Below are 19584 nucleotides of genomic sequence, written 5' to 3'. Positions count from 1 at the left end.
ACCACGGCAGGAGCCTAAGGGCTAACCTAGTGGGGTGTTTAAAAAGGTCGGGTGGATCAGTGCTGTTGTTGTCACCGCTATCGCCGTCGGTGGCGTAGCGACGACGGCTGCGCTACAAACCGACGCTTTTGAAACCTACGACCATGATCCAGCGCCGACCCTAGCTGCGCCAACCGGCCACATTGCTTCGCAAAGTGGTGGCGAAATTGATACAGAAGAACTGCGCGCGAGATTGGCGGAGCACGCAACTGATCCGCGCCTAGGAAAACTCAGCGGCGTAGTCAAAGATACCAAAACCGGGCAGGTGGTCTGGGAACAGAATGCCACCAGCGGTGCGCGGCCAGCGTCGACGACCAAAATCCTTACTGCCGCGGCTGCGCTGTTAACCCTGGACCGCAATGACAGAATCGAAACGCAGGTAGTGCAGGCTGAACCTGGCACCGTGGTCATCAAAGGCGCGGGCGACGTCATGCTGACCAACGAGCAACTGGATCAGCTCGCCTCCCAGATTGGCAGCGCGGACCGAGTCCTCGTGGACACCTCGCTGTGGTCCTCCGATACTTTCCTCAACAGCTGGGGGCGAGAGAATATCGCTTCCGGCTACATCGCGCCGATGGAGCCCGTGATGCTCTATGGTGCGCGCATCGGTGCCACCTCAGGAGATGTGCCGCGCTCTACGACGCCCGCCGCGGATGTTGCCAAGGCCTTGGCTGATCGCCTCGGTGCCAACGCGGGGCTCGGAAAGGCACCGGAGGGGGCATCCGTCATCGCTAGTACGCAGTCTGAGCCACTGTGGCAGCGACTAGAAGAAATGATGGAAGAGTCCGACAATGTAATGGCCGAGGCCGTCGGCAGGGAAGTCGCGCTCAAACGCGGAACGGGCAACACGGTCGCTGCCTCTGTGCAAGCCACACGCGAAGTGCTCCAAGAAGCCGGCTTTGACCTCACTGGACTAGACCTCAAGGACAACTCAGGGCTCTCCGAGAATAACGTCAACACCGCCCGGCTACTTGACGATGTCCTTTTCCGTGCGACTTCTGACGTGAGATTGCGTCCCCTGCTCGACACTTTGCCCATCGCTTCTGCAAACGGCACGCTGGCCAACCGCTATCTCGACTTGGCAGGACGTGGCTGGGTTCGCGCAAAAACAGGCACGTTGACCGGTACTTCAGCCTTGGCAGGGCTGGTCACGTCCGCCGAGGGCAACACCTTTACCTTCGCGCTGATCTGTAATGACGTAGACATCACTACCTCCCGAGAAGCGCTTGACGAGTTTGTCTCCGAGCTGCGCTGATGGCCCCTGACTACCCGAAACACAGTCCAGCTTTCCTGAGATTGCGCACGGCCGTGCGCCCCTTCGTCCGCCCAGAACAGTGTGTGTTGGGACTGTCCGGTGGCGCGGATTCATTGGGGCTGTTGGCAGCCGCTCTAGTAGAAGGGCAACAAGTCCACGCAGTGTGTGTTGACCACGGGCTGCAGGCAGGTTCCGACGCGGTAGCCGCTATGGCGGCGCGCATCGCACGCAGTTGGGGCGCCACCGCTGAGGTCATCGCGGTGGACGTACCAGGTGGAGAAGGAATGGAAGCGGCGGCCCGCGAGATCCGCTATCAAGCCCTGACCAAGTCGCGCCAGCCAGTCTGGGTAGCGCACACCATGGATGACCAAGCGGAAACCTATCTGCTCGCCGCGCTGCGAGGCAATCCTGCCGGAATGCTGCCGGAATCGAGCATGCACGGAGTCCCGCTTCTTCGTCCGCTGCTGAGCGTGAGGCGTGCGGATACTCTCGCTTGCTGCGCAGAACTGGGGGTGCAGCCCTGGCAAGACCCACATAACGATGACCTGGGGTTCCGTCGGGTAGCCATCCGGAAAAAGACCATTCCAGATCTTGGTGAACTGATCGGCGGAGACGCGGTAGCGCCGCTGGCGCAGGCAGCTACGAGGGCGGCGCAGCAAGCATCATATTTTGCTGAGGTGCCCGCGGAGTCGGACGTCGACAAGCTGTTGCACATGCACCCTGCACAGCGCCAGGCTGCCCTGGCGGCGCTGATCCGCCAGGAGGGTGGTGTCGTTAGCTCTGCTGTGGTGCAACAGGTGGAGCGATTGCTGACGCAGTGGCACGGGCAGGGGCCAGTCGCCATCGGCGCGAACAAGGGACAACGGGTCTGGTTAGGCCGTTCCGGGAGGCAATTAGGCCGGAATCTTGGTGCCTAGGGGCAAAAAGTGGCAAGCTGGCTGTAATCGTTTGTTTCTCGCTATCAAGGGGCACCTCGCACATGCACGATAAGAAGGACTTCAACGTTCCGGCCAACCGCTATGGGGAGGATGTCGAAGCAGTTCTCATCGACGAATCCACCCTGCACGCCCGCATCCAAGAGCTGGCGGATAAGGTATCGGACATTTACCAGGATGCTGAGGATGATCTCATCCTGATCTGTGTGCTGAAGGGCGCCGCATTCTTCATTACGGATTTCGCCCGCGCATTGCGTGTACCAAGCCAACTGGAGTTCATGGCCGTCTCCTCCTACGGCAACGCCACGAGTTCTTCTGGTGTGGTGCGGATTCTGAAGGATCTGGATCGCGATGTTGAAGGGCGCGATGTCATCATCGTTGAGGACATCATCGACTCGGGGCTGACACTGTCTTGGCTGATCAAGAACCTGAAGAATCGTAACCCGAAGACCCTTGAGGTGGTCTCCCTGCTCCGTAAGCCGGAAGCAGTCAAGGCCAAGGTAGATCTGCTCGACGTGGGCTTTGAAATCCCGAACGAATTCGTTATTGGATACGGTTTGGACTACGCCGAGCGCTACCGTGACCTGCCTTTCGTCGGCACGCTGCATCCCCGGGTGTACTCCAACTAACTCAAGCTTTTCGACGGCCACGGGAACACCAACCCGTGGTCGCTCGTTAATACTCCTGACACTGCACTACCCGCATAACTTTCGAGAAAGGTTCCGGCCGGGCTGGCGCGTCCAGTGACCGAGTCCGGCGGCATCTATGGACAACAAGAGACTGATTCGATACGGCGGAATTGCCGCGATCGTGCTGATGATCATGTTCAGCATCACGCTGCTGACTAGCGATACCCGGGGCTACCAAAAGGTGGAAACCTCGATCGCCATTGCGCAGCTGGACGCGAAGAACATCAAGGAAGCTCGCATCGATGACCGTGAACAGCGCATCCGGCTCGACCTCAAGGAGCCAATCAAGGTGGAGGAGCGCGAGGGAATCACCCAAGTAGTCTCCGATTACCCCGCCCGGACAGCACCGGCGATTTTTGAGAAGGTGCAGGCCGCCGACGCTGAGAAGTACAACACTAAGGTCACACAAGACTCCTTCCTCGGCTCGATGATTCAACTCATTCTCCCGATGCTGATCATCTTCGGTCTGCTCATGTTCATGATGTCCCGCATGCAAGGCGGCGGCATGGGAATGTTTGGTTTCGGCGGCTCCCGAGCCAAGGAACTGACCAAGGACATGCCAACCAACACTTTTGCCGATGTCGCCGGCGCAGACGAAGCCGTGGACGAGCTCCAGGAGATCAAGGACTTCCTCCAGGATCCAGCTCGCTACGAGGCCCTCGGGGCGAAAATTCCCCGCGGTGTGCTGCTCTACGGCCCTCCCGGCACAGGTAAGACGCTGCTTGCCCGCGCGGTAGCAGGCGAAGCCGGAGTTCCGTTCTACTCGATTTCAGGCTCGGACTTCGTTGAGATGTTCGTCGGCGTGGGCGCCTCGCGCGTCCGTGACTTGTTTAAGCAAGCCAAGGAAAACAGTCCATGCATCATCTTCGTAGACGAAATCGATGCCGTCGGCAGGCAACGTGGCGCCGGCATGGGCGGCGGACACGATGAACGCGAGCAGACGCTCAACCAACTCCTGGTGGAAATGGACGGCTTCGGGGATCGCCAGGGAGTGATCCTCATGGCCGCTACCAACCGCCCAGATATCCTCGATCCAGCGCTATTGCGTCCGGGACGCTTTGACCGTCAAATCCCCGTCACCAACCCTGACTTCAAAGGCCGTGAGGAGATCCTCAAGGTTCACGCCAAGGGCAAGCCATTCGCTAAAGACGTGGACATCACCGCCCTCGCCAAGCGCACCGCCGGCATGTCCGGTGCCGACCTGGCGAACGTTCTTAACGAGGCCGCACTGCTCACCGCCCGAGTCGGTGGAAATGTCATCACTGCCGACGCCCTGGAAGAAGCCACAGACCGTGTCATAGGCGGGCCACGACGCTCGTCCAAGGTCATCTCCGAGCATGAGAAGAAGGTCACGGCCTACCATGAAGGTGGCCACACCATCGCTGCGTGGGGTTTGAAGAATATCGAGCCCATCTACAAGGTCACCATCTTGGCCCGCGGTAAGACTGGCGGCTTCGCCATGACCGCCCAAGAGGACGACAAGGGCATGTATACCCGCGATGAACTGTTCGCACGCATCGTGTTCGCCATGGGCGGCCGGTCAGCGGAGGAACTCGTGTTTGGCGCACCTACTACTGGCGCTTCCAACGACATCGAGCAAGCCACGCGCATCGCCCGCTCGATGATCACCGAATACGGCATGAGTCCAGAGATCGGCACCGTCAAGTACGGCCAAGAGCAAGGCGACCCGTTTGCCGGCCGTGGGGGAGGGGGTACCTTCGATCCTTCGCAGTCCGTGCAAGCGACCATCGACGAGCAGACTCGTTACCTGGTGAATAAAGCGCACCAGGTTGCCTATGACATCCTGCGTGAAAACCGACACTTCCTAGACACGTTGGCGGAAAAGCTACTCGAGAAAGAGACCCTTCGCCGCCCTGATCTTGAGGTGATTTTCGCAGGCCTCGAACCACGTGATGCCCTGGAGGTATTCCCCGGTGAAACTGCAAACTTCCCCGCACAGGTTGGTTTCGAACCCGTGAAAACCCCAGTGGAGTTGGCTATTGAACGTGGGGAAGAGCCGCCGAAGCGCTTCTCCATTCTCGAGGCCTCCCGGGCCGCACGAGCAAAGCGCCAGCAGGAACTGCAACAACAGCAGCAAGGTATGGCGATCCCAATTGGGCAGCCAGGACTGCCGGGCCAGCCTGCGGCTCAGCCAGGCTCTGCCGAGGACGCCGGGCGGCACGCTGCGCCAGAAGGTGGCACCCCGACGTATGGCGGCACGCCACCTCCTGCTAGCTGGTCCGCGCCGGGCTGGCCACCGCGAGATGCTGCCAACAATCCTTATGCAGCTCCGCAATCCCCTTCGGCACCTCCAGTAGCGCCAGCTCCGACGCCTGCCAAGGATGCACAACCTGCTGCCCCGGCAGATCCAGACGCAGATCATGCAGCCACTCCGGAACCCCAATCCGAAGCGCGCCCACAAGGTGAGGCGAAAGGTGAGCATCCGGGCATGCACAACTATGCCAGCGACGTTCCAGAGAAGCACAGCTCAACGCACCCGCGTCCTAGCGATGCGCCGACGGAGGAAATCGGGTTCCGGTTGCCGGAAAATGAGCAGCCGGAAAACCAGGAGCGTAAGGATGACTAACCCGGATTTTGATCAGGCGCGGGCAGAAGCCGCGGTTCGGGAGCTGCTGATTGCCGTGGGTGAAAACCCAGACCGAGAAGGCCTGCAGGAGACTCCGGCCCGGGTGGCTCGCGCCTACGCAGAAGTCTTCGCTGGTCTGCACGTTGATCCAACTGAGGTGCTGGCAAAAACGTTCTCGGAAGATCACCGCGAACTGGTTTTGGTGCGTGATATTCCGATCTACTCCACCTGTGAGCATCACTTGGTGCCGTTCTTTGGCACTGCACATATTGGATACATTCCCGGGCACACCGGCAAGGTCACTGGCCTTTCTAAGCTCGCTCGCTTGGCTGATCTCTATGCCAAGCGACCACAGGTTCAGGAACGGCTAACCTCTCAGATCGCAGATGCGTTGATGGACAAACTCGACGCGCACGCGGTCATCGTGGTCATCGAATGTGAGCACCTCTGCATGGCGATGCGTGGAATCCGCAAACCAGGTGCCACCACCACTACTTCTGCGGTGCGTGGCGGTTTCCAGAAAAATGCTGCCTCGCGTGCTGAGGTGTTGAGCCTCATTAGGGGAGCCTGATGCGCGTCGCTGATTTGACGATCCCGGGCCGCTGCGCAGTCATGGGCATTGTGAACGTTACCGAGGATTCCTTCTCTGACGGCGGTCGATACGTGGACGTCGATAAGGCAATCGCGCACGCCCACGAGCTGATCGCCGCTGGTGCGGACATCGTCGATGTCGGTGGTGAGTCCACGCGCCCCGGCGCAGTTCGAGTGGCACCAGATCTGGAACGCGACCGGGTGGTTCCGGTGATTCGTGCGCTGGCGGAGGATGGGATCCGAACCTCTGTAGACACCATGCGGGCCAGCGTCGCCGAGGCCGCCGCAGCAGCAGGAGTCAGCCTGCTTAACGACGTCTCCGGTGGCCTCGCTGATCCCCGCATGTACTCCGTCATGGCGGATACAGACCTCCCGGTGTGTCTGATGCACTGGAAGACCGTGCAGTTTGGCGATGCCGCTGGCACTGCGCACTCTTCTGGTGATGTGGTGCAAGATGTGCGCGATGTCTTTGACCTATTGGTCTCCAATGCGCTGGCAGCCGGCGTACAACGCGATCAAATTACGCTGGACCCCGGCCTTGGCTTTGCCAAGTCTGCGGCAGACAACTGGGCGTTACTCAAAGCCCTACCAGACTTCATCGCCGGCGAATTCCCAATCCTGGTTGGAGCTTCCCGCAAGCGCTTCCTGGCCCAAGTGCGTCGAGACCGTGGGCTGGAACCCGAGTCACCGGTGGCCGCCGACTCTGCGACGGCCGCAGTGACCGCCATATCCGCTCAACTGGGAGCGTGGTGCGTGCGTGTCCACGAAGTCGGGGTATCCCGCGATGCGGTGGACGTGGCAGCGCGCTGGAATGTAGGAGGCTAAAGTGGCAGACCGCATTGAGCTTAAAGCCGTGGAGTGCTTCGGCTACCACGGCGTCTTAGCTGCCGAGAAAGAGTCCGGACAGAAGTTCTTCGTAGACGCTACGTGTTGGCTAGATTTTGCTGCCGCTGCTGCCTCCGACGACCTGACGCAGACTGTGAACTATGCGGAAATAGCGGAGTTAATACACCGCATTATCACTGGTCCGAGCCGGGACCTCATTGAAACGGTGGCTGCCGAGATCGCGGATGCCGTGATGACTCGTTACGATTCCTTGCATGCAGTGGAAATTACCATCCACAAGCCAGCTGCTCCGATCCCGTTTCCGTTCGGCGACGTGGCGGTAGTAGCCAGAAGATCCCGCAGGAGGTAGCAATGCGCGCAGTACTATCGATCGGATCCAACATGGCGGATCGATTCGCACTGCTGCGGTCGGCCTACGACTATTTCGCCCCCGAGCTCCTCGCAGCGTCCAGCGTCTACGCCACCCCTCCGTGGGGAGTTGAAGACCAGGACGAATTCCTTAACGCCATCCTCATCATTGAAACCGAGCGCAGCCCGATGCAGCTGCTGCAGGCTGCCCACGAGGTCGAGGCGGCTGGGGATCGTCGTCGTGAAGTGCGCTGGGGGCCGCGCACCCTGGACGTTGACATCGTGCAGTGCCTTGTCGACGGCATCGAGGTCGTATCCGAAGATCCCGTGCTGACCTTGCCGCATCCGTGGGCACGAGAGCGCGCCTTCGTCCTCGTGCCGTGGCTCGAGGTAGAACCAAACGCGCGGATGCTGGGGGCTTCGCTCCGGAGCAGCCTAGGTGTGATCAGCGAGGACAACATTGCCCAGGTACGTAAGGTTTCGAGCTTCGAGGCGATTGCATAGTGAAACGCACTAACATTCCGCTACTCGCGCTCGCTGGGGCTTTTGTAGCCTGTGCTGCACTGATATTGACCTGGGCTTTCTACGGCAACATGGTGAGCACCTCGCTCAGCGCTTCCCTGACGCTGTGGATCATGGCCTTGGTGTGCCTGATCTTGGCCTGGCGTATTAAGGATCGGAAGGAAAGCGGCCGGATTGGGATGGATTCTTCTCAGCTCAGCCCACTGCAGGCTGCCCAGTTCCTGATCATTGGCAAAGCCTCCGCGTGGACGGGAAGTTTGGTCGGTGGGGCCTACTTCGGGATGGCGTTGTATGTCCTTCCCCGGATTGCAGACCTTTCGGCTGCTGCGGAAGATGCGCCGGGAGTGATCGCTTCGACACTTGGCGGCATCGCGCTGTGTTTTTCAGGACTATACCTAGAAAGAAACTGCGAGACCCCACCGCCTACCGACGGAGAGTACGCCTAGCAGGTAGATTGGTTAAACATGAGCGCAGCGGATAACCAGGATTTTGATGTAGAAAACCCCGAGGCTGGCATTGATCGTGGTCAGATCATGCTGGTTGTGCTCGTGGTACTCGCCGTCATCGCCAGTGTTGTGATGCTCTTTTCCAATAGCGATGCGGCGATGAAGGTCGCAGTCCTCGCAGCATTGTGGGCCGCGTTCATTGGCCTGTTCATGGTGTCCAAGTATCGGCGCATCGCAGCCGAGGAACGGGCCCGTAGTGAGGAACAGCGCTACCAGTTCGAAAACCAAGTCAAAAACAGTCAGGTTGAGCTGGCAGAAGAGAAAGCTGTCGCAGCATCTGCCCAAGATACTCAGCTCCTGCAGGACATTCGTGATCAGTTAGTGGAGATCCGACAGCAGCTAGAGGATCTATCTGGGCGCGACCTCGGCTATGAGCCGGCAACCCTCACCGCCGAGGCCAGCCGAATCCGAGAAATTGAAGCTGCGGCCGAAAAGATGAAAGCCAAGCAGCAAGATTCGCATCCGATCACGGCGGAGACAGAAGCAGTTTCGCTGCCACAGCAAGAAACCGAAGATCAGCGTTCTTATGCAGGCGCTCCGGCCTCGGCGATGGATTCGCACAGGTGGACTGCGGAAACTTCCGAGCAGGTCGCAGAGCCGGCGGACTCCCGAAGCACTGCACCTGCCACGCCGACCGCAAGTAAACCAGCAGCCGAAGTTGAGGAAGACCAGCGCGAAGATCCGGGTGCTGATTGGGTGTCCCAATGGGTGGCTAAGTGGGATACTCGCCCAGAGGCGGAGCCGGCTACTGAAGTGATCAACTTAGAGCAGATGCCAAGGCAGGAGCCTAAGGAGGAGCAAACTTCTCTGAAGGATGCAGCAGATTCAGGCGCACGTCGGTTTGATACCGGCTCCTTCGCCGCCGTGAAGTTGGATGCTCCCGCGAAGAACTCCGAGACGGAAGCTGAGGCGCATGGACGCCGTCGCCGCGATGAGCGCGCCGACGCGATCTCGGTTGCGGACCTGTTGGCCAACTTGAAGAAGAACAAGTAGTGGGTGCGCCGCGGCTCAACATCGCGGTGGTCGGCACGTCCTCCGCGGGGCGCGCCCTCGCGAGCCGGCTTGTCGACGCCGGACACACCTGCACCCACGATGTTCCTTGGTCTGATCTCGGCGACTACAGCGCTGTGCTGCTGGCCTTGGAGTCCGAGCTCCTGCCCGACGTGATTTCGCGGCTGGAGCAAACGATGACGTGCAAACATATCGTGCTGCATTCCGCGCTCGGCGCGGGAAGCGACGTTCTCGCTGAGCTAGGCTCCGTGGCTATCGCGATGCATCCGCTCGACTCAGGGGCCTTCGTCGTTTCTACGTCGGAGGACGAACTGAGCCGAACCATCGCGGAACTGCTGGTTTCCGAAATGGGCGGGTATTCTATCCGAGTGCCGGACGCGGAGCGTGCGGTGCTGCCGGAGGCCCAGCGCAAGATCGCCGAAGCAGCGCAGCTGCAGCGGGAAGCGCTGGCCATGGCGGAGTCTGAAGAAGTCAGTTCCGTCATCGTTGCGATGATGGGTTAGCGGCAACTAGCGCCACAGCAAGCAGTGCTAGGCCCACCGTAGTGGGGTCGAGACTTCCGGTTGTGCATTACACGTAGCCGACTGCAGCCACTTCTGGACGTACCCAGCTAAACGCGCGGCGTCGGCAGCGTAGCAGGTGGTTCCGTCAGCGACAACGCAAAAGCCCAGTGGAATTCCACTGGGCTTGAGGCGTCGGGTTAATCGACAGCTTAGGCTTCTACGCCAACCTTGCCCTTCTTAGGCCAAACCACAACCACGGCTGGACGCGGAACTGCGTCGCCACCGTCTGGCCAGTGGATGACTGGCTTGTCTGCGGAAGCGTCGTCGCCTTCGCCCGGGTGCTGCACGTTTACCATCACGCGCTCGTCGCTGACGATAGGGCCACAGGTCTCGGCGCCCTTAGGAACGGTCAGGAAGCACTTCAGCTCGCCGCGGTTGTCGCCATCGACAGCCACTGCGTAAAGGCCATCGTTGGACTTGAGTGCGTTGCCATCGGTGGAGACCCACAGGTTGCCGTGAGAGTCAAAGGCTACGTTATCGGGGCAGGAAATTGGGGAGACCTTCTTCTTGTCGAAGCCACCGAAATAGGTGTAAGCCTCTTCTGGGTCGCCACAAACCAACAGCAGGTTCCAGGTGAAGGATTCGCCGGCGTGGTCATCATCCATTTCCATGACCAGGCCGTTCTTGTTTTCTTTCACTGGTGCCCACTCGGCAACCTCTGGGTAGTTCTTGCCCTCTTCGGCTGCGCCGCGGTACTTGTTGTTCGTCAGCGCGATGTAGATCAGGCCGGTCTTGGGGGAAACTTCAACGTCTTCAGGGCGGTCCATCGCCGTCGCTTTTACTTTGTCAGCTGCCTGACGGGTGTAAACGGCAACTTCCTCGACCGACATGCCCTCGACGTGGGACTCGGCGGACCCATCTTCCTTGGCCGTCAGTAGCTTGACCCACTTGCCCTTGCCGTCGAAAGCGCCGTCCTTCGGCAGATTGCCGGAGCCATCGAACTCGTCCTTCGGAGAGTTACCCTCGAACTGTGCAACGTACAAGGTGCCTTCGTCGAGAATCTTCATGTTGTTCTCGAGGTCACCCTCCTTGAACTTGCGCGTGGAGATGAATTTGTACAGGTACTCGTTGCGTCCGTCATCGCCGGAGTAGCAGACTACTGCACCATTCTTGGCGATGTGGATGTTGCCAGCCTCGTGCTTGAAGCGGCCGACAGCGGTGTGCTTGACTGGCGTGGACTTGGGGTCCATCGGGTCGATTTCGACGAGCCAGCCGAAACGGTTTGGCTCATTCGGGGTCTTGGAGACATCGAAGCGGTCATCAAAGCGCTCCCACTTGCGGTCGGTCGCCTCTCCCTTGATGTCGTAGCGCTTGAGCTTCTTCTTGGCGTCGTCGTCAGAAAGCTTGTCGGCGTTGCCGAAGTACTGATCAATGTTTTCTTCGCCCGAGAGCATGGTGCCCCATGGGGTGATGCCACCAGAGCAGTTATTCAGGGTGCCCAGGACGGTCTTGCCTTCGGGATCCTTTTCGGTCTTCAGCAGATCAGAACCGGCAGCAGGTCCGGTGAACTTGAATGGAGTGGTGCCCGTGATGCGACGGTTCAATGGGCCGAATTCGCGCTTCAGCTCACCGGTACCCTCGACCTTGGAAACCTCCAGGATGGTGTGCCCGTGAGCTGCCAGGCCGATCTTGAATTGGTCCTCGGTTGGATTTTCTTCGTCGTAGCCCTTGAACATGTTTGGTTCGGTGCTGTACTCGTGAGAGCACACGTAGACCATCCGCTTGCTGTCTGAAGGGTGTTCGAGGAGGCCGGCGAAGTCATTGTTGAACCCGAACTGCTTCTCGGCGTCGGCAGGGGTCTGCTTTTCGACGTCAAACTCCGGTGCACCCTCGATGACAGGATCGCCCCACGCGATCAACACAGACTGTTCGTAGCCCTCAGGAATCTTGACCTCGGTCTCAGTGTTTGGCTCCACTGGCGTGAATTGCATGCCTTCGCTGGACTTGACTGGGGTCTTCTTTGCGGAAGAGGTGTCGGAAGATCCTGTGGAACCGGAGTCCTTTTGCTCGGAAGGGGAGCAGGCCGCAAGTGCGGATGCACCACCAACCGCGAGTACGGTGACTGCGCCAGCCTTCAATGCGGAGCGGCGGGTGATGTCTCCGAAGTATTCGTTGCCGGAGTCGTTGGCACACTCACCGAAGCAGGCGTTGCCACACTTGTAGGTACAGGTAAGCGAGCTGCGGCTTGAGGTGAAAAGGTTCAATCCCTTAAGTCCCACTTGGGGCCTCCATGTTCTGTTGTAAGCACTTCAGGGCAGGGCTGCGCCAATGAAGCGATGGGCGGTACGTGTGGAACCGTAAACTGTGCTTCTTGCCGCAGAGGGGAATGAAAGTTACGTCGTGGTGAATTCTTAGTGAAGGCTAGCGTGGATCGTCGCACTAGTAGGATCAAGACGGACAGTTGGAATTAAAGATGTATTCCAGACTCATATTTAAGCTAGGATGTCATTCATGCGCTTGACACGCTTTTCGGATCTCGGTCTGCGGCTTCTGATGCAGCTCGGCGACTACTCCCGCGGTCTGGTAACTCCAGTGGATCGTCGTAGCACCGTGGCCAATCTCGCCGTCGACATCAATGCATCCGAGGCGCATGTGGCTCGCGTCGTCGCAAAGCTGGCAGAGCTGGGCGTCGTGCGAAGTGTTCGGGGTAGAGCAGGTGGCGTCTACCTGCAAGAAGAGGCAGAAGCTCTGAGTGTTGGAGCTGTCCTGCGTCAGCTTGAAGGTAGAGGCGAAGTGATCAACTGCAAGGAGCCTGCCTGCCCCTACGCTGCAAGGGATTGTCTCTTGCGCCACCGTCTTGCCGCAGCTCAAGAAGCTTTTTTCGCTTCTTTGGATGATTTCACCGTGGCGGAACTCTTGCGCGATACTCAGGTTAAAACTGCCGTCGCCTTGGGGATGCCTTCACCCACCTAGCACGCAAAGGCAAAATCATGCACGTGGCACATCAGCCCGATACTAAAACCCGCAGACTCAGCCCAGAGCATGAAGAAACGATCAAGGAGACGCTCCCTGTTGTGGGCGCTCACATCGGCGAAATCACGCCGCTGTTCTACAACAAAATGTTCGCCAAACACCCAGAATTGATCAAGGACACCTTTAACCGCGGCAACCAGCAGCAGGGCGAGCAACAGAAAGCCTTGGCTGCCTCAATCGCAGTATTCGCGTCCATGCTCGTGGACCCCAATGCGCCGGATCCCGTAGAGATGCTCTCCCGCATCGCCCACAAGCACGTTTCCCTTGGAATTACCAAAGACCAATACCAGATCGTCCACGATAACCTTTTCGAAGCCATCGTCGAAGTTCTCGGCGAGGCAGTCACGCCGGAGGTCGCAGCGGCCTGGGATGCCGTCTACTGGCTAATGACAGATGTCCTAGTGGACTTTGAAAACGACCTTTACGCCTCCGCCCAGGTCGAACCCGGTGACGTATTCCGCCGCGCCCGGCTGATGGCGAAAGAACAGCTCACGGACAGCGTTTCGCTGTTCACCTTCGAATCGGAGGACTTGGGTGAAGCGCTGCCTGGCCAGTACACCTCCATTGGTGTGCGTTTGCCAGACGGCGCGCGCCAGCTTCGCCAGTACTCGCTAGTCAGTGCAGAGCAAGGAAGGTGGGTCATCGCAGTCGAGCAGGACGGCGAGGTCTCCACCTTCCTCCATCAGAACCTAGCGATGGGCGAAGAAGTTGACATCACCCTTCCTGCCGGTGACTTGGTGCTCCAAGAAGGAAGCAACCCCGTGGTGCTGATTTCACAGGGGATTGGATCCACTCCTATGGTCGGGATGCTCGCCGCGTTGCAGGATTCTGGCCGAGAGGTCGTGGTGCTGCACGCGGACGAATCTGCTGACACCTACGCCCAACGCGCGCAGACACAGCAGCTGGCCCAGAACCACCATGAGTTCTTCCGTTCCGAGGGGCAGCGACTCGAAGTAGCAGGGCGCATTCCGTCAGGTGCGGATGTCTACCTATGCGGCGGCAGTGGCTTCCTGCAAAACGTACGCGATCAGATTGCGGCATTGCCGGAGCAGCCAGCGGCGCTGCATTTCGAGCTGTTCTCGCCGAATGACTGGCTCGTCAGTTAATACAGGTCCTTGGGCATGGACTACGCTAGATAACCGTGACTGATGCGAAGAATACCCAAGCCCAAGCCGAAGACCTCCCGGAGCAGCTGCGGATTCGCCGTGATAAGCGGCGGCGCCTGCTCAGTGAAGGTACGGACGCATATCCTGTCGTTGTGGATCGCACCACCTCGATCAAGGATGTGCGGGCTAAGTACAACGTCCTCACCGAGGGCGTTGCGCCTATCGACGGCGTGGTGAACCTCAACGTCGGCGAGGAGACGAACGATGAAGTGGCCATCGCCGGCCGCGTCATCTTCGTCCGCAATACCGGCAAGCTCTGCTTCGCATCCATTCAGGAAGGCGATGGCACCCGAATCCAGGCGATGCTTTCTCTCGCAGAAGTAGGGGAAGAGCGTCTCGCAGCATGGAAGTCAGACGTAGACCTCGGTGACTTCGTCTCCGTGCGTGGCCGGGTTATCGCTTCCAAGCGCGGCGAACTTTCCGTCATGGCAACCGAATGGGCCATGGCAGCTAAGTCCCTGCGGCCACTCCCGGTGGCATTCGCCGACATGTCCGAAGACTCGCGCGTGCGTCACCGCTACACCGACCTGATCATGCGCGAGGCTGCCCGTGAGAACGCCATGACCCGCATCAAGGTCATGCGCGCACTGCGCCACTTCCTGGAGAACGAAGGCTTTCTGGAAGTGGAAACCCCGATGCTGCAGACCCTGCACGGCGGCGCTGCGGCCCGCCCCTTCCAGACCCACTCCAACGCCTTGGATATCGACCTCTACCTGCGCATTGCGCCGGAGCTCTACCTCAAGCGTTGCGTCGTCGGCGGCATCGAGCGTGTCTTCGAGGTGAACCGCAACTTCCGTAATGAGGGCGTCGATTCTTCGCACTCCCCAGAATTCGCGATGCTGGAGACCTACCAAGCATGGGGCACCTATGATGACGGCGCTGACCTGATCAAGCGCCTGATTCAGTCTGTGGCGATGGAAGTGTTTGGCACCCTAGAGGTCACGCTTGCCGACGGCACCAAGTACGACTTCGGTGGCCAGTGGCAGGAAATTGAGATGTACCCTTCCCTCAACGAAGCTCTGCAGCGGAAGTTCCCAGGTCAGCCGGAGGTCACGATCGACTCCACTGTCGCGGAATTGAAGGAGATTGCCAAGGTTATCGGCCTGGATGTGCCCGCCAAGGGTGGCTGGGGACACGGAAAGCTCGTGGAAGAAATCTGGGAGATGCTCTGCGAAGATCAGCTCCACGGCCCGATCTTCGTCCGGGATTTCCCAGTGGAAACCTCGCCACTTACCCGTCAGCACCGCACCAAGCCGGGTGTCACCGAGAAGTGGGACCTGTACGTGCGCGGCTTCGAGCTGGCCACCGGCTACTCCGAGCTGGTCGACCCGGTCATCCAGCGCGAGCGCTTTGAGGATCAGGCGCGTCTCGCAGCCGGCGGCGATGATGAAGCAATGGTGCTGGACGAGGACTTCCTCAGCGCCATGGAGCAAGGCATGCCACCAACCTCCGGCAACGGCATGGGTATTGACCGCCTTCTCATGGCCCTCACCGGCCTAGGCATCCGCGAGACCGTACTGTTCCCGATGGTCAAGCCAGAGGCTTAAAACAACAGCCCGCAACGAATGCCTCCAAGGCTGGAGGTGTTCGTTGGCATTCCTGAGTGTGCAACCTCAGTGGCGTCGAAAAGCGGTTTAAGCCACAGCGTGCTCGGCGGCCGCCATGGCGCAGATCAGTGCACCTATTGCAGCCCCCACTGCGCACACATTTCGCACGGCGGTGGGGTAGCCCAGGATGGTGGGATTGAGGAAATCATAGGGATAGTAGCCCTCCGTCTGGGCGCCACGCCCGAAAGTATATCCAGCCCACAGGATCGGGATTGCGAAGGCGAAAGCAGCTGAGCTGGGAGTGACATCTTTAGTCGGGGCGCTCGGCCGATCGAGGAGCCAGAGTGACGGAACTGCAATCGGCATGATGGTGTGAACTATCGGGTTTGTGATTTTTCCCAGGCCTTCCACCACCGTTGTCTTGGCAAGCAGGGTATTGAAAACCACGCCGGTTATCGCCAGCATTGTCACGGCGTCGATTCTTAAGAATGCCAGCCGCGTGGGTCGCTTCCCGACGGCGTACTGCGCGCTCACAACCGTGCCGATGATGTTCGACCACAAGGTGAAATAGGAATAGTGGGCAATCAGCTTTTGCTGTGGGGTTTTGAAGGCGGGCCAGGTCTGGAAAGTGGTGGTAGCTGCCTGATACCCGGATAGGGCGACAGCGACGCCACCCAATAGTCCTGCGAGCGTGCCGGTGCGGCGGACGAGAGTTCTCATAGTTGTCGATCCTACGGGTGGTCAATATTTCCAATCGGATTTTGAGCGTGAGGCGCGTTATTGAAATAGTATTAACTTTCATGAAGAAACATATTGGCCTAGCTGTCGCGCTGCTTGCCTTCCTTGCGGGCGCCCCTACAGCCGCTGCATACGAAGTTCCGCGGCACCCATCCGAAATTGCGCGGGAACAAGCAAAAACTCCTATTGAGCGCCTGCAGGACCAAGCGCTCATGAGCACAATGCAGGCATCATTCCTCGGCATGGCGGTGCCAGATGCCATTGCAGCAGGGAATCCAGGGGTTTTCGGGCCACTTGGGCAGTGTGTCCAGCAAGTGTCCGGCAGTGCGGAAATCCAGCCAGTGCAAATGGTTGCTACCTGGGGTTGCCTGGTAATGAACCCCTCCCTCAACACGCTCCCTCGCTGGTATATGTAAGCCATTCCGCCCAGATATGGCGCTGTTCGCTTATGGCGTACAGCGTCTTTTTTGCAGGTAGGGGCGGTTTTTCATGTCGATAAGTCATGGGGCGTGCACAAAGTGGAAATTCTTGCGCGATCATCGCGTTAGAGTAGGTGCAATTAACAAACAAAACTGAGGAGAGTCATGTTCGAGAGGTTTACGGATCGCGCCCGACGCGTCATTGTCCTCGCCCAGGATGAAGCTCGCATGCTTAATCACAACTACATCGGCACGGAGCACATCCTGCTCGGCCTGATTTCTGAAGGCGAAGGCGTTGCCGCCAAGGCGCTGGAATCCATGGGCATCAACCTCGAGGACGTACGTCGCGAGGTAGAGGAGATCATCGGTCATGGCACCACGCCGCCGACCGGGCACATCCCGTTTACACCGCGAGCTAAGAAGGTCCTGGAGCTATCCCTGCGTGAGGGACTACAAATGGGGCACAAGTACATCGGTACTGAGTTCCTGCTGCTCGGCCTGATTCGCGAGGGCGACGGAGTTGCTGCCCAGGTATTGGTTAAGCTCGGCGCGGACCTGCCACGCGTGCGCCAGCAGGTAATTCAACTGCTCAGCGGTTACGAGGGCGAGGGCGGAAGCCCTGATGATCAAAGTGGCGCGAACCTAGCAGGCGCCGGCGCAGCACCCGGTGGGCGTACTGCTCCACAGGGCGGTGCGGGGGATCGTTCCAATTCCCTCGTTTTGGATCAGTTTGGGCGCAACCTCACTCAGGCAGCTCGCGACGGCAAGTTGGACCCAGTAGTGGGGCGCGAGAAAGAAATCGAGCGCATCATGCAGGTGCTGTCTCGCCGCACCAAGAACAACCCAGTTTTGATCGGTGAGCCAGGCGTGGGTAAGACCGCTGTCGTCGAAGGCCTCGCGCTAGACATTGTCAACGGCAAGGTTCCGGAGACACTGAAGGATAAGCAGCTGTACTCGCTCGACCTTGGTTCCTTGGTTGCAGGCTCCCGCTACCGTGGTGACTTCGAAGAGCGCTTGAAGAAGGTGCTCAAGGAGATCAATCAGCGCGGTGACATCATTTTGTTCATCGACGAGATCCACACCTTGGTGGGGGCTGGTGCCGCGGAAGGTGCAATCGATGCAGCTTCGCTGCTGAAGCCGAAGCTCGCCCGTGGCGAACTACAGACCATCGGCGCCACCACTCTGGATGAGTACCGGAAGCACATCGAAAAGGACGCAGCTCTTGAGCGCCGCTTCCAGCCAGTCCAGGTGCCGGAGCCGTCCGTCGAGATGACTATTGAAATCCTTAAAGGTCTCCGGGATCGCTACGAAGCGCATCACCGCGTTTCCATCACTGATGGCGCACTCGCCGCCGCCGCTAATTTGTCCTCCCGCTACATCAATGACCGGTTCTTGCCAGATAAGGCAGTCGATCTCATCGACGAGGCTGGCGCGCGCATGCGCATCAAGCGTATGACCGCCCCAGAAGGCCTCCGTGAGATCGACGAGCGTATCGCCGATGTGCGACGTGAAAAAGAAGCCGCGATTGATGCCCAGGACTTTGAAAAGGCCGCTGGGTTGCGTGACAAGGAACGCAAGCTGGGCGAGGAGCGCTCCGAGAAGGAAAAGCAGTGGCGCTCCGGTGATCTTGAGGAGATCGCAGAAGTCGGCGAGGAGCAGATTGCTGAGGTGCTGGGCTCATGGACCGGCATCCCGGTGTTCAAGCTGACAGAGGAAGAGTCTTCTCGGCTGCTGCACATGGAGGACGAGCTGCACAAGCGCATCATTGGCCAAGAGGATGCCGTCAAGGCGGTATCTCGCGCCATCCGACGCACTCGTGCCGGCCTGAAGGATCCTAAGCGACCTTCTGGTTCCTTCATCTTCGCAGGTCCGTCTGGCGTGGGTAAGACTGAGCTGTCTAAGGCACTCGCCGAATTCCTCTTCGGCGAGGAAGACGCCCTCATCCAGATCGACATGTCCGAATTCCATGACCGCTTCACTGCGTCGCGCCTCTTCGGTGCTCCTCCGGGATACGTCGGTTATGAAGAAGGCGGTCAGCTGACCGAGAAGGTCCGCCGCAAGCCGTTCTCCGTAGTGCTTTTCGACGAAATTGAAAAGGCCCACAAGGAGATCTACAACACCTTGCTCCAGGTCCTGGAAGACGGCCGTCTGACCGACGGCCAAGGTCGGGTAGTGGACTTCAAGAACACTGTCCTGATCTTCACCTCGAACCTCGGCACTGGTGATATCTCCAAGGCCGTGGGGATGGGCTTCTCCGGAGTTTCGGAGATGGACCACGACGGCCAGTACGAGCGCATGAAGGGCAAGGTCAACGATGAGCTGAAGAAGCACTTCCGCCCTGAGTTCTTGAACCGAATCGATGAGATCGTGGTATTCCACCAGCTCAATCAGGAGCAGATCGTTCAAATGGTGGATCTGCTGATCGCTCGAGTTGAGACTGCGCTGCTCGCCAAGGATATGGGCATCGAACTCAGCCCCCAGGCCAAGAAGCTGCTGGCAAAGCGTGGCTTTGACCCGGTACTCGGTGCGCGTCCGCTGCGTCGTACTATCCAGCGTGAGATCGAGGATGTGTTGTCCGAGAAGATTCTCTACGGCGAGTTTGGTGCCGGTGAAATCGTCAAGGTTGAAGTTGAGAACTGGGATGGCGAGTCCAAGGGTGAAGACGCGAAGTTCGTGTTTACCTCCAACCCGAAACCGATTCCTGAAGGCACCTTCTCCGAGATCTCTCCAGAAGCTGCCGAAGCAATTGCTGACGTAGAAGCTGCAACTGAGTAGTTTTTCGTCGTTAAGGCCCGCAAGAATTGTTCTTGCGGGCCTTTTTGTGTGCTTGGTGTGTGCCTGGTGTGCGC

The 19584-nt window shown here is 59.1% G+C and carries 18 protein-coding genes; 16 read left to right on the top strand and 2 right to left on the bottom strand.

Annotation, left to right across the window (positions count from 1 at the left end; all coding sequences use genetic code 11):
• Nucleotides 1-34: 34 nt before the first annotated feature.
• The 11 genes from dacB to WG936_RS04455 all read left to right on the top strand — a co-directional run bounded on the left by dacB (nt 35) and on the right by WG936_RS04455 (nt 9832).
• A complete protein-coding gene (gene dacB, locus WG936_RS04505; protein WP_339563985.1) occupies nt 35-1294 on the top strand; it encodes a D-alanyl-D-alanine carboxypeptidase/D-alanyl-D-alanine endopeptidase in 1260 nt (419 codons plus the stop codon).
• Nucleotides 1295-1335: 41 nt separating this feature from the next.
• Entirely contained in the window at nt 1336-2211 is an 876-nt protein-coding gene (gene tilS / locus WG936_RS04500) for a tRNA lysidine(34) synthetase TilS (RefSeq protein ID WP_339563984.1), read from the top strand.
• A 62-nt stretch (nt 2212-2273) separates the two neighbouring features.
• Entirely contained in the window at nt 2274-2858 is a 585-nt protein-coding gene (hpt, locus tag WG936_RS04495) for a hypoxanthine phosphoribosyltransferase (protein ID WP_339563983.1), read from the top strand.
• Between the two features lie 136 nt (nt 2859-2994).
• Nucleotides 2995-5505 (top strand): ATP-dependent zinc metalloprotease FtsH, encoded by a 2511-nt coding sequence (gene ftsH, locus WG936_RS04490; protein WP_339572210.1) that lies wholly within the window; start codon nt 2995-2997, stop codon nt 5503-5505.
• Nucleotides 5498-6076, top strand: a complete 579-nt coding sequence (folE, locus tag WG936_RS04485; RefSeq protein WP_339563981.1) for a GTP cyclohydrolase I FolE — start codon at nt 5498-5500, stop codon at nt 6074-6076. The genes ftsH and folE overlap by 8 nt, the downstream gene beginning before the upstream one ends.
• On the top strand, nt 6076-6921 hold the full coding sequence (folP, locus tag WG936_RS04480; protein ID WP_339572209.1) for a dihydropteroate synthase: 846 nt from the start codon (nt 6076-6078) through the stop codon (nt 6919-6921). The genes folE and folP overlap by 1 nt, the downstream gene beginning before the upstream one ends.
• Before the next feature lies 1 nt (nt 6922).
• Nucleotides 6923-7291 carry a dihydroneopterin aldolase gene (folB, locus tag WG936_RS04475; RefSeq protein ID WP_339572208.1) on the top strand — a complete coding sequence of 123 codons (369 nt, stop codon included), beginning with the start codon at nt 6923-6925 and terminating at the stop codon, nt 7289-7291.
• A gap of 2 nt (nt 7292-7293) precedes the next feature.
• On the top strand, nt 7294-7794 hold the full coding sequence (gene folK / locus WG936_RS04470; RefSeq protein WP_339563978.1) for a 2-amino-4-hydroxy-6-hydroxymethyldihydropteridine diphosphokinase: 501 nt from the start codon (nt 7294-7296) through the stop codon (nt 7792-7794).
• Nucleotides 7794-8258, top strand: coding sequence for a DUF3180 domain-containing protein (locus WG936_RS04465; RefSeq protein WP_339563977.1), 465 nt, complete (start codon nt 7794-7796; stop codon nt 8256-8258). The genes folK and WG936_RS04465 overlap by 1 nt, the downstream gene beginning before the upstream one ends.
• A gap of 18 nt (nt 8259-8276) precedes the next feature.
• Entirely contained in the window at nt 8277-9311 is a 1035-nt protein-coding gene (locus tag WG936_RS04460; RefSeq protein ID WP_339572207.1) for a DUF6779 domain-containing protein, read from the top strand.
• Nucleotides 9311-9832 (top strand): hypothetical protein, encoded by a 522-nt coding sequence (locus WG936_RS04455; RefSeq protein ID WP_339572206.1) that lies wholly within the window; start codon nt 9311-9313, stop codon nt 9830-9832. The genes WG936_RS04460 and WG936_RS04455 overlap by 1 nt, the downstream gene beginning before the upstream one ends.
• 209 nt (nt 9833-10041) lie before the next feature.
• Here WG936_RS04455 and WG936_RS04450 read toward each other — a convergent pair whose 3' ends face one another.
• Nucleotides 10042-12111, bottom strand: a complete 2070-nt coding sequence (locus WG936_RS04450; RefSeq protein WP_339572205.1) for a PhoX family protein — start codon at nt 12109-12111, stop codon at nt 10042-10044.
• A 232-nt stretch (nt 12112-12343) separates the two neighbouring features.
• Between WG936_RS04450 and WG936_RS04445 the strand changes: the two genes are divergently transcribed.
• The 3 genes from WG936_RS04445 to lysS are packed head-to-tail and all read left to right on the top strand — an operon-like array spanning nt 12344 to nt 15578.
• Nucleotides 12344-12805, top strand: a complete 462-nt coding sequence (locus WG936_RS04445) for an RrF2 family transcriptional regulator (RefSeq protein WP_339563973.1) — start codon at nt 12344-12346, stop codon at nt 12803-12805.
• Between the two features lie 17 nt (nt 12806-12822).
• Complete coding sequence (locus WG936_RS04440; RefSeq protein ID WP_339563972.1) at nt 12823-13971, top strand: globin domain-containing protein; 1149 nt, start codon at nt 12823-12825, stop codon at nt 13969-13971.
• A gap of 35 nt (nt 13972-14006) precedes the next feature.
• Nucleotides 14007-15578, top strand: a complete 1572-nt coding sequence (gene lysS, locus WG936_RS04435) for a lysine--tRNA ligase (protein WP_339563971.1) — start codon at nt 14007-14009, stop codon at nt 15576-15578.
• 87 nt (nt 15579-15665) lie between these two features.
• Here the strand turns inward: lysS and WG936_RS04430 are convergent, their stop codons facing one another.
• Nucleotides 15666-16298, bottom strand: a complete 633-nt coding sequence (locus tag WG936_RS04430; protein ID WP_339563970.1) for a Pr6Pr family membrane protein — start codon at nt 16296-16298, stop codon at nt 15666-15668.
• Between the two features lie 80 nt (nt 16299-16378).
• Here WG936_RS04430 and WG936_RS04425 point away from each other — a divergent pair, with 80 nt between their 5' ends.
• Nucleotides 16379-16732 carry a hypothetical protein gene (locus WG936_RS04425; protein WP_339563969.1) on the top strand — a complete coding sequence of 118 codons (354 nt, stop codon included), beginning with the start codon at nt 16379-16381 and terminating at the stop codon, nt 16730-16732.
• Nucleotides 16733-16900: 168 nt separating this feature from the next.
• Complete coding sequence (locus WG936_RS04420) at nt 16901-19510, top strand: ATP-dependent Clp protease ATP-binding subunit (protein WP_339563968.1); 2610 nt, start codon at nt 16901-16903, stop codon at nt 19508-19510.
• Nucleotides 19511-19584: the final 74 nt, after the last annotated feature.

Origin of the sequence: Corynebacterium sp. H127, assembly GCF_037482665.1 — a bacterium.
In the GTDB taxonomy this organism is placed as follows: Bacteria; Actinomycetota; Actinomycetes; order Mycobacteriales; family Mycobacteriaceae; genus Corynebacterium.
This window is presented reverse-complemented; position numbering and strand designations above follow the sequence as displayed.

Excerpts from the sequence above, each read along its gene's own strand:
- hpt (WP_339563983.1), top strand. The coding sequence starts at position 2,274 with ATGCACGATAAGAAGGACTTCAACGTTCCGGCCAACCGCTATGGGGAG.
- ftsH (WP_339572210.1), top strand. The coding sequence starts at position 2,995 with ATGGACAACAAGAGACTGATTCGATACGGCGGAATTGCCGCGATCGTG.
- folE (WP_339563981.1), top strand. The coding sequence starts at position 5,498 with ATGACTAACCCGGATTTTGATCAGGCGCGGGCAGAAGCCGCGGTTCGG.
- folP (WP_339572209.1), top strand. The coding sequence starts at position 6,076 with ATGCGCGTCGCTGATTTGACGATCCCGGGCCGCTGCGCAGTCATGGGC.
- folK (WP_339563978.1), top strand. The coding sequence starts at position 7,294 with ATGCGCGCAGTACTATCGATCGGATCCAACATGGCGGATCGATTCGCA.
- WG936_RS04460 (WP_339572207.1), top strand. The coding sequence starts at position 8,277 with ATGAGCGCAGCGGATAACCAGGATTTTGATGTAGAAAACCCCGAGGCT.
- WG936_RS04445 (WP_339563973.1), top strand. The coding sequence starts at position 12,344 with ATGCGCTTGACACGCTTTTCGGATCTCGGTCTGCGGCTTCTGATGCAG.
- WG936_RS04440 (WP_339563972.1), top strand. The coding sequence starts at position 12,823 with ATGCACGTGGCACATCAGCCCGATACTAAAACCCGCAGACTCAGCCCA.
- WG936_RS04430 (WP_339563970.1), bottom strand. The coding sequence starts at position 16,298 with ATGAGAACTCTCGTCCGCCGCACCGGCACGCTCGCAGGACTATTGGGT.
- WG936_RS04425 (WP_339563969.1), top strand. The coding sequence starts at position 16,379 with ATGAAGAAACATATTGGCCTAGCTGTCGCGCTGCTTGCCTTCCTTGCG.
- WG936_RS04420 (WP_339563968.1), top strand. The coding sequence starts at position 16,901 with ATGTTCGAGAGGTTTACGGATCGCGCCCGACGCGTCATTGTCCTCGCC.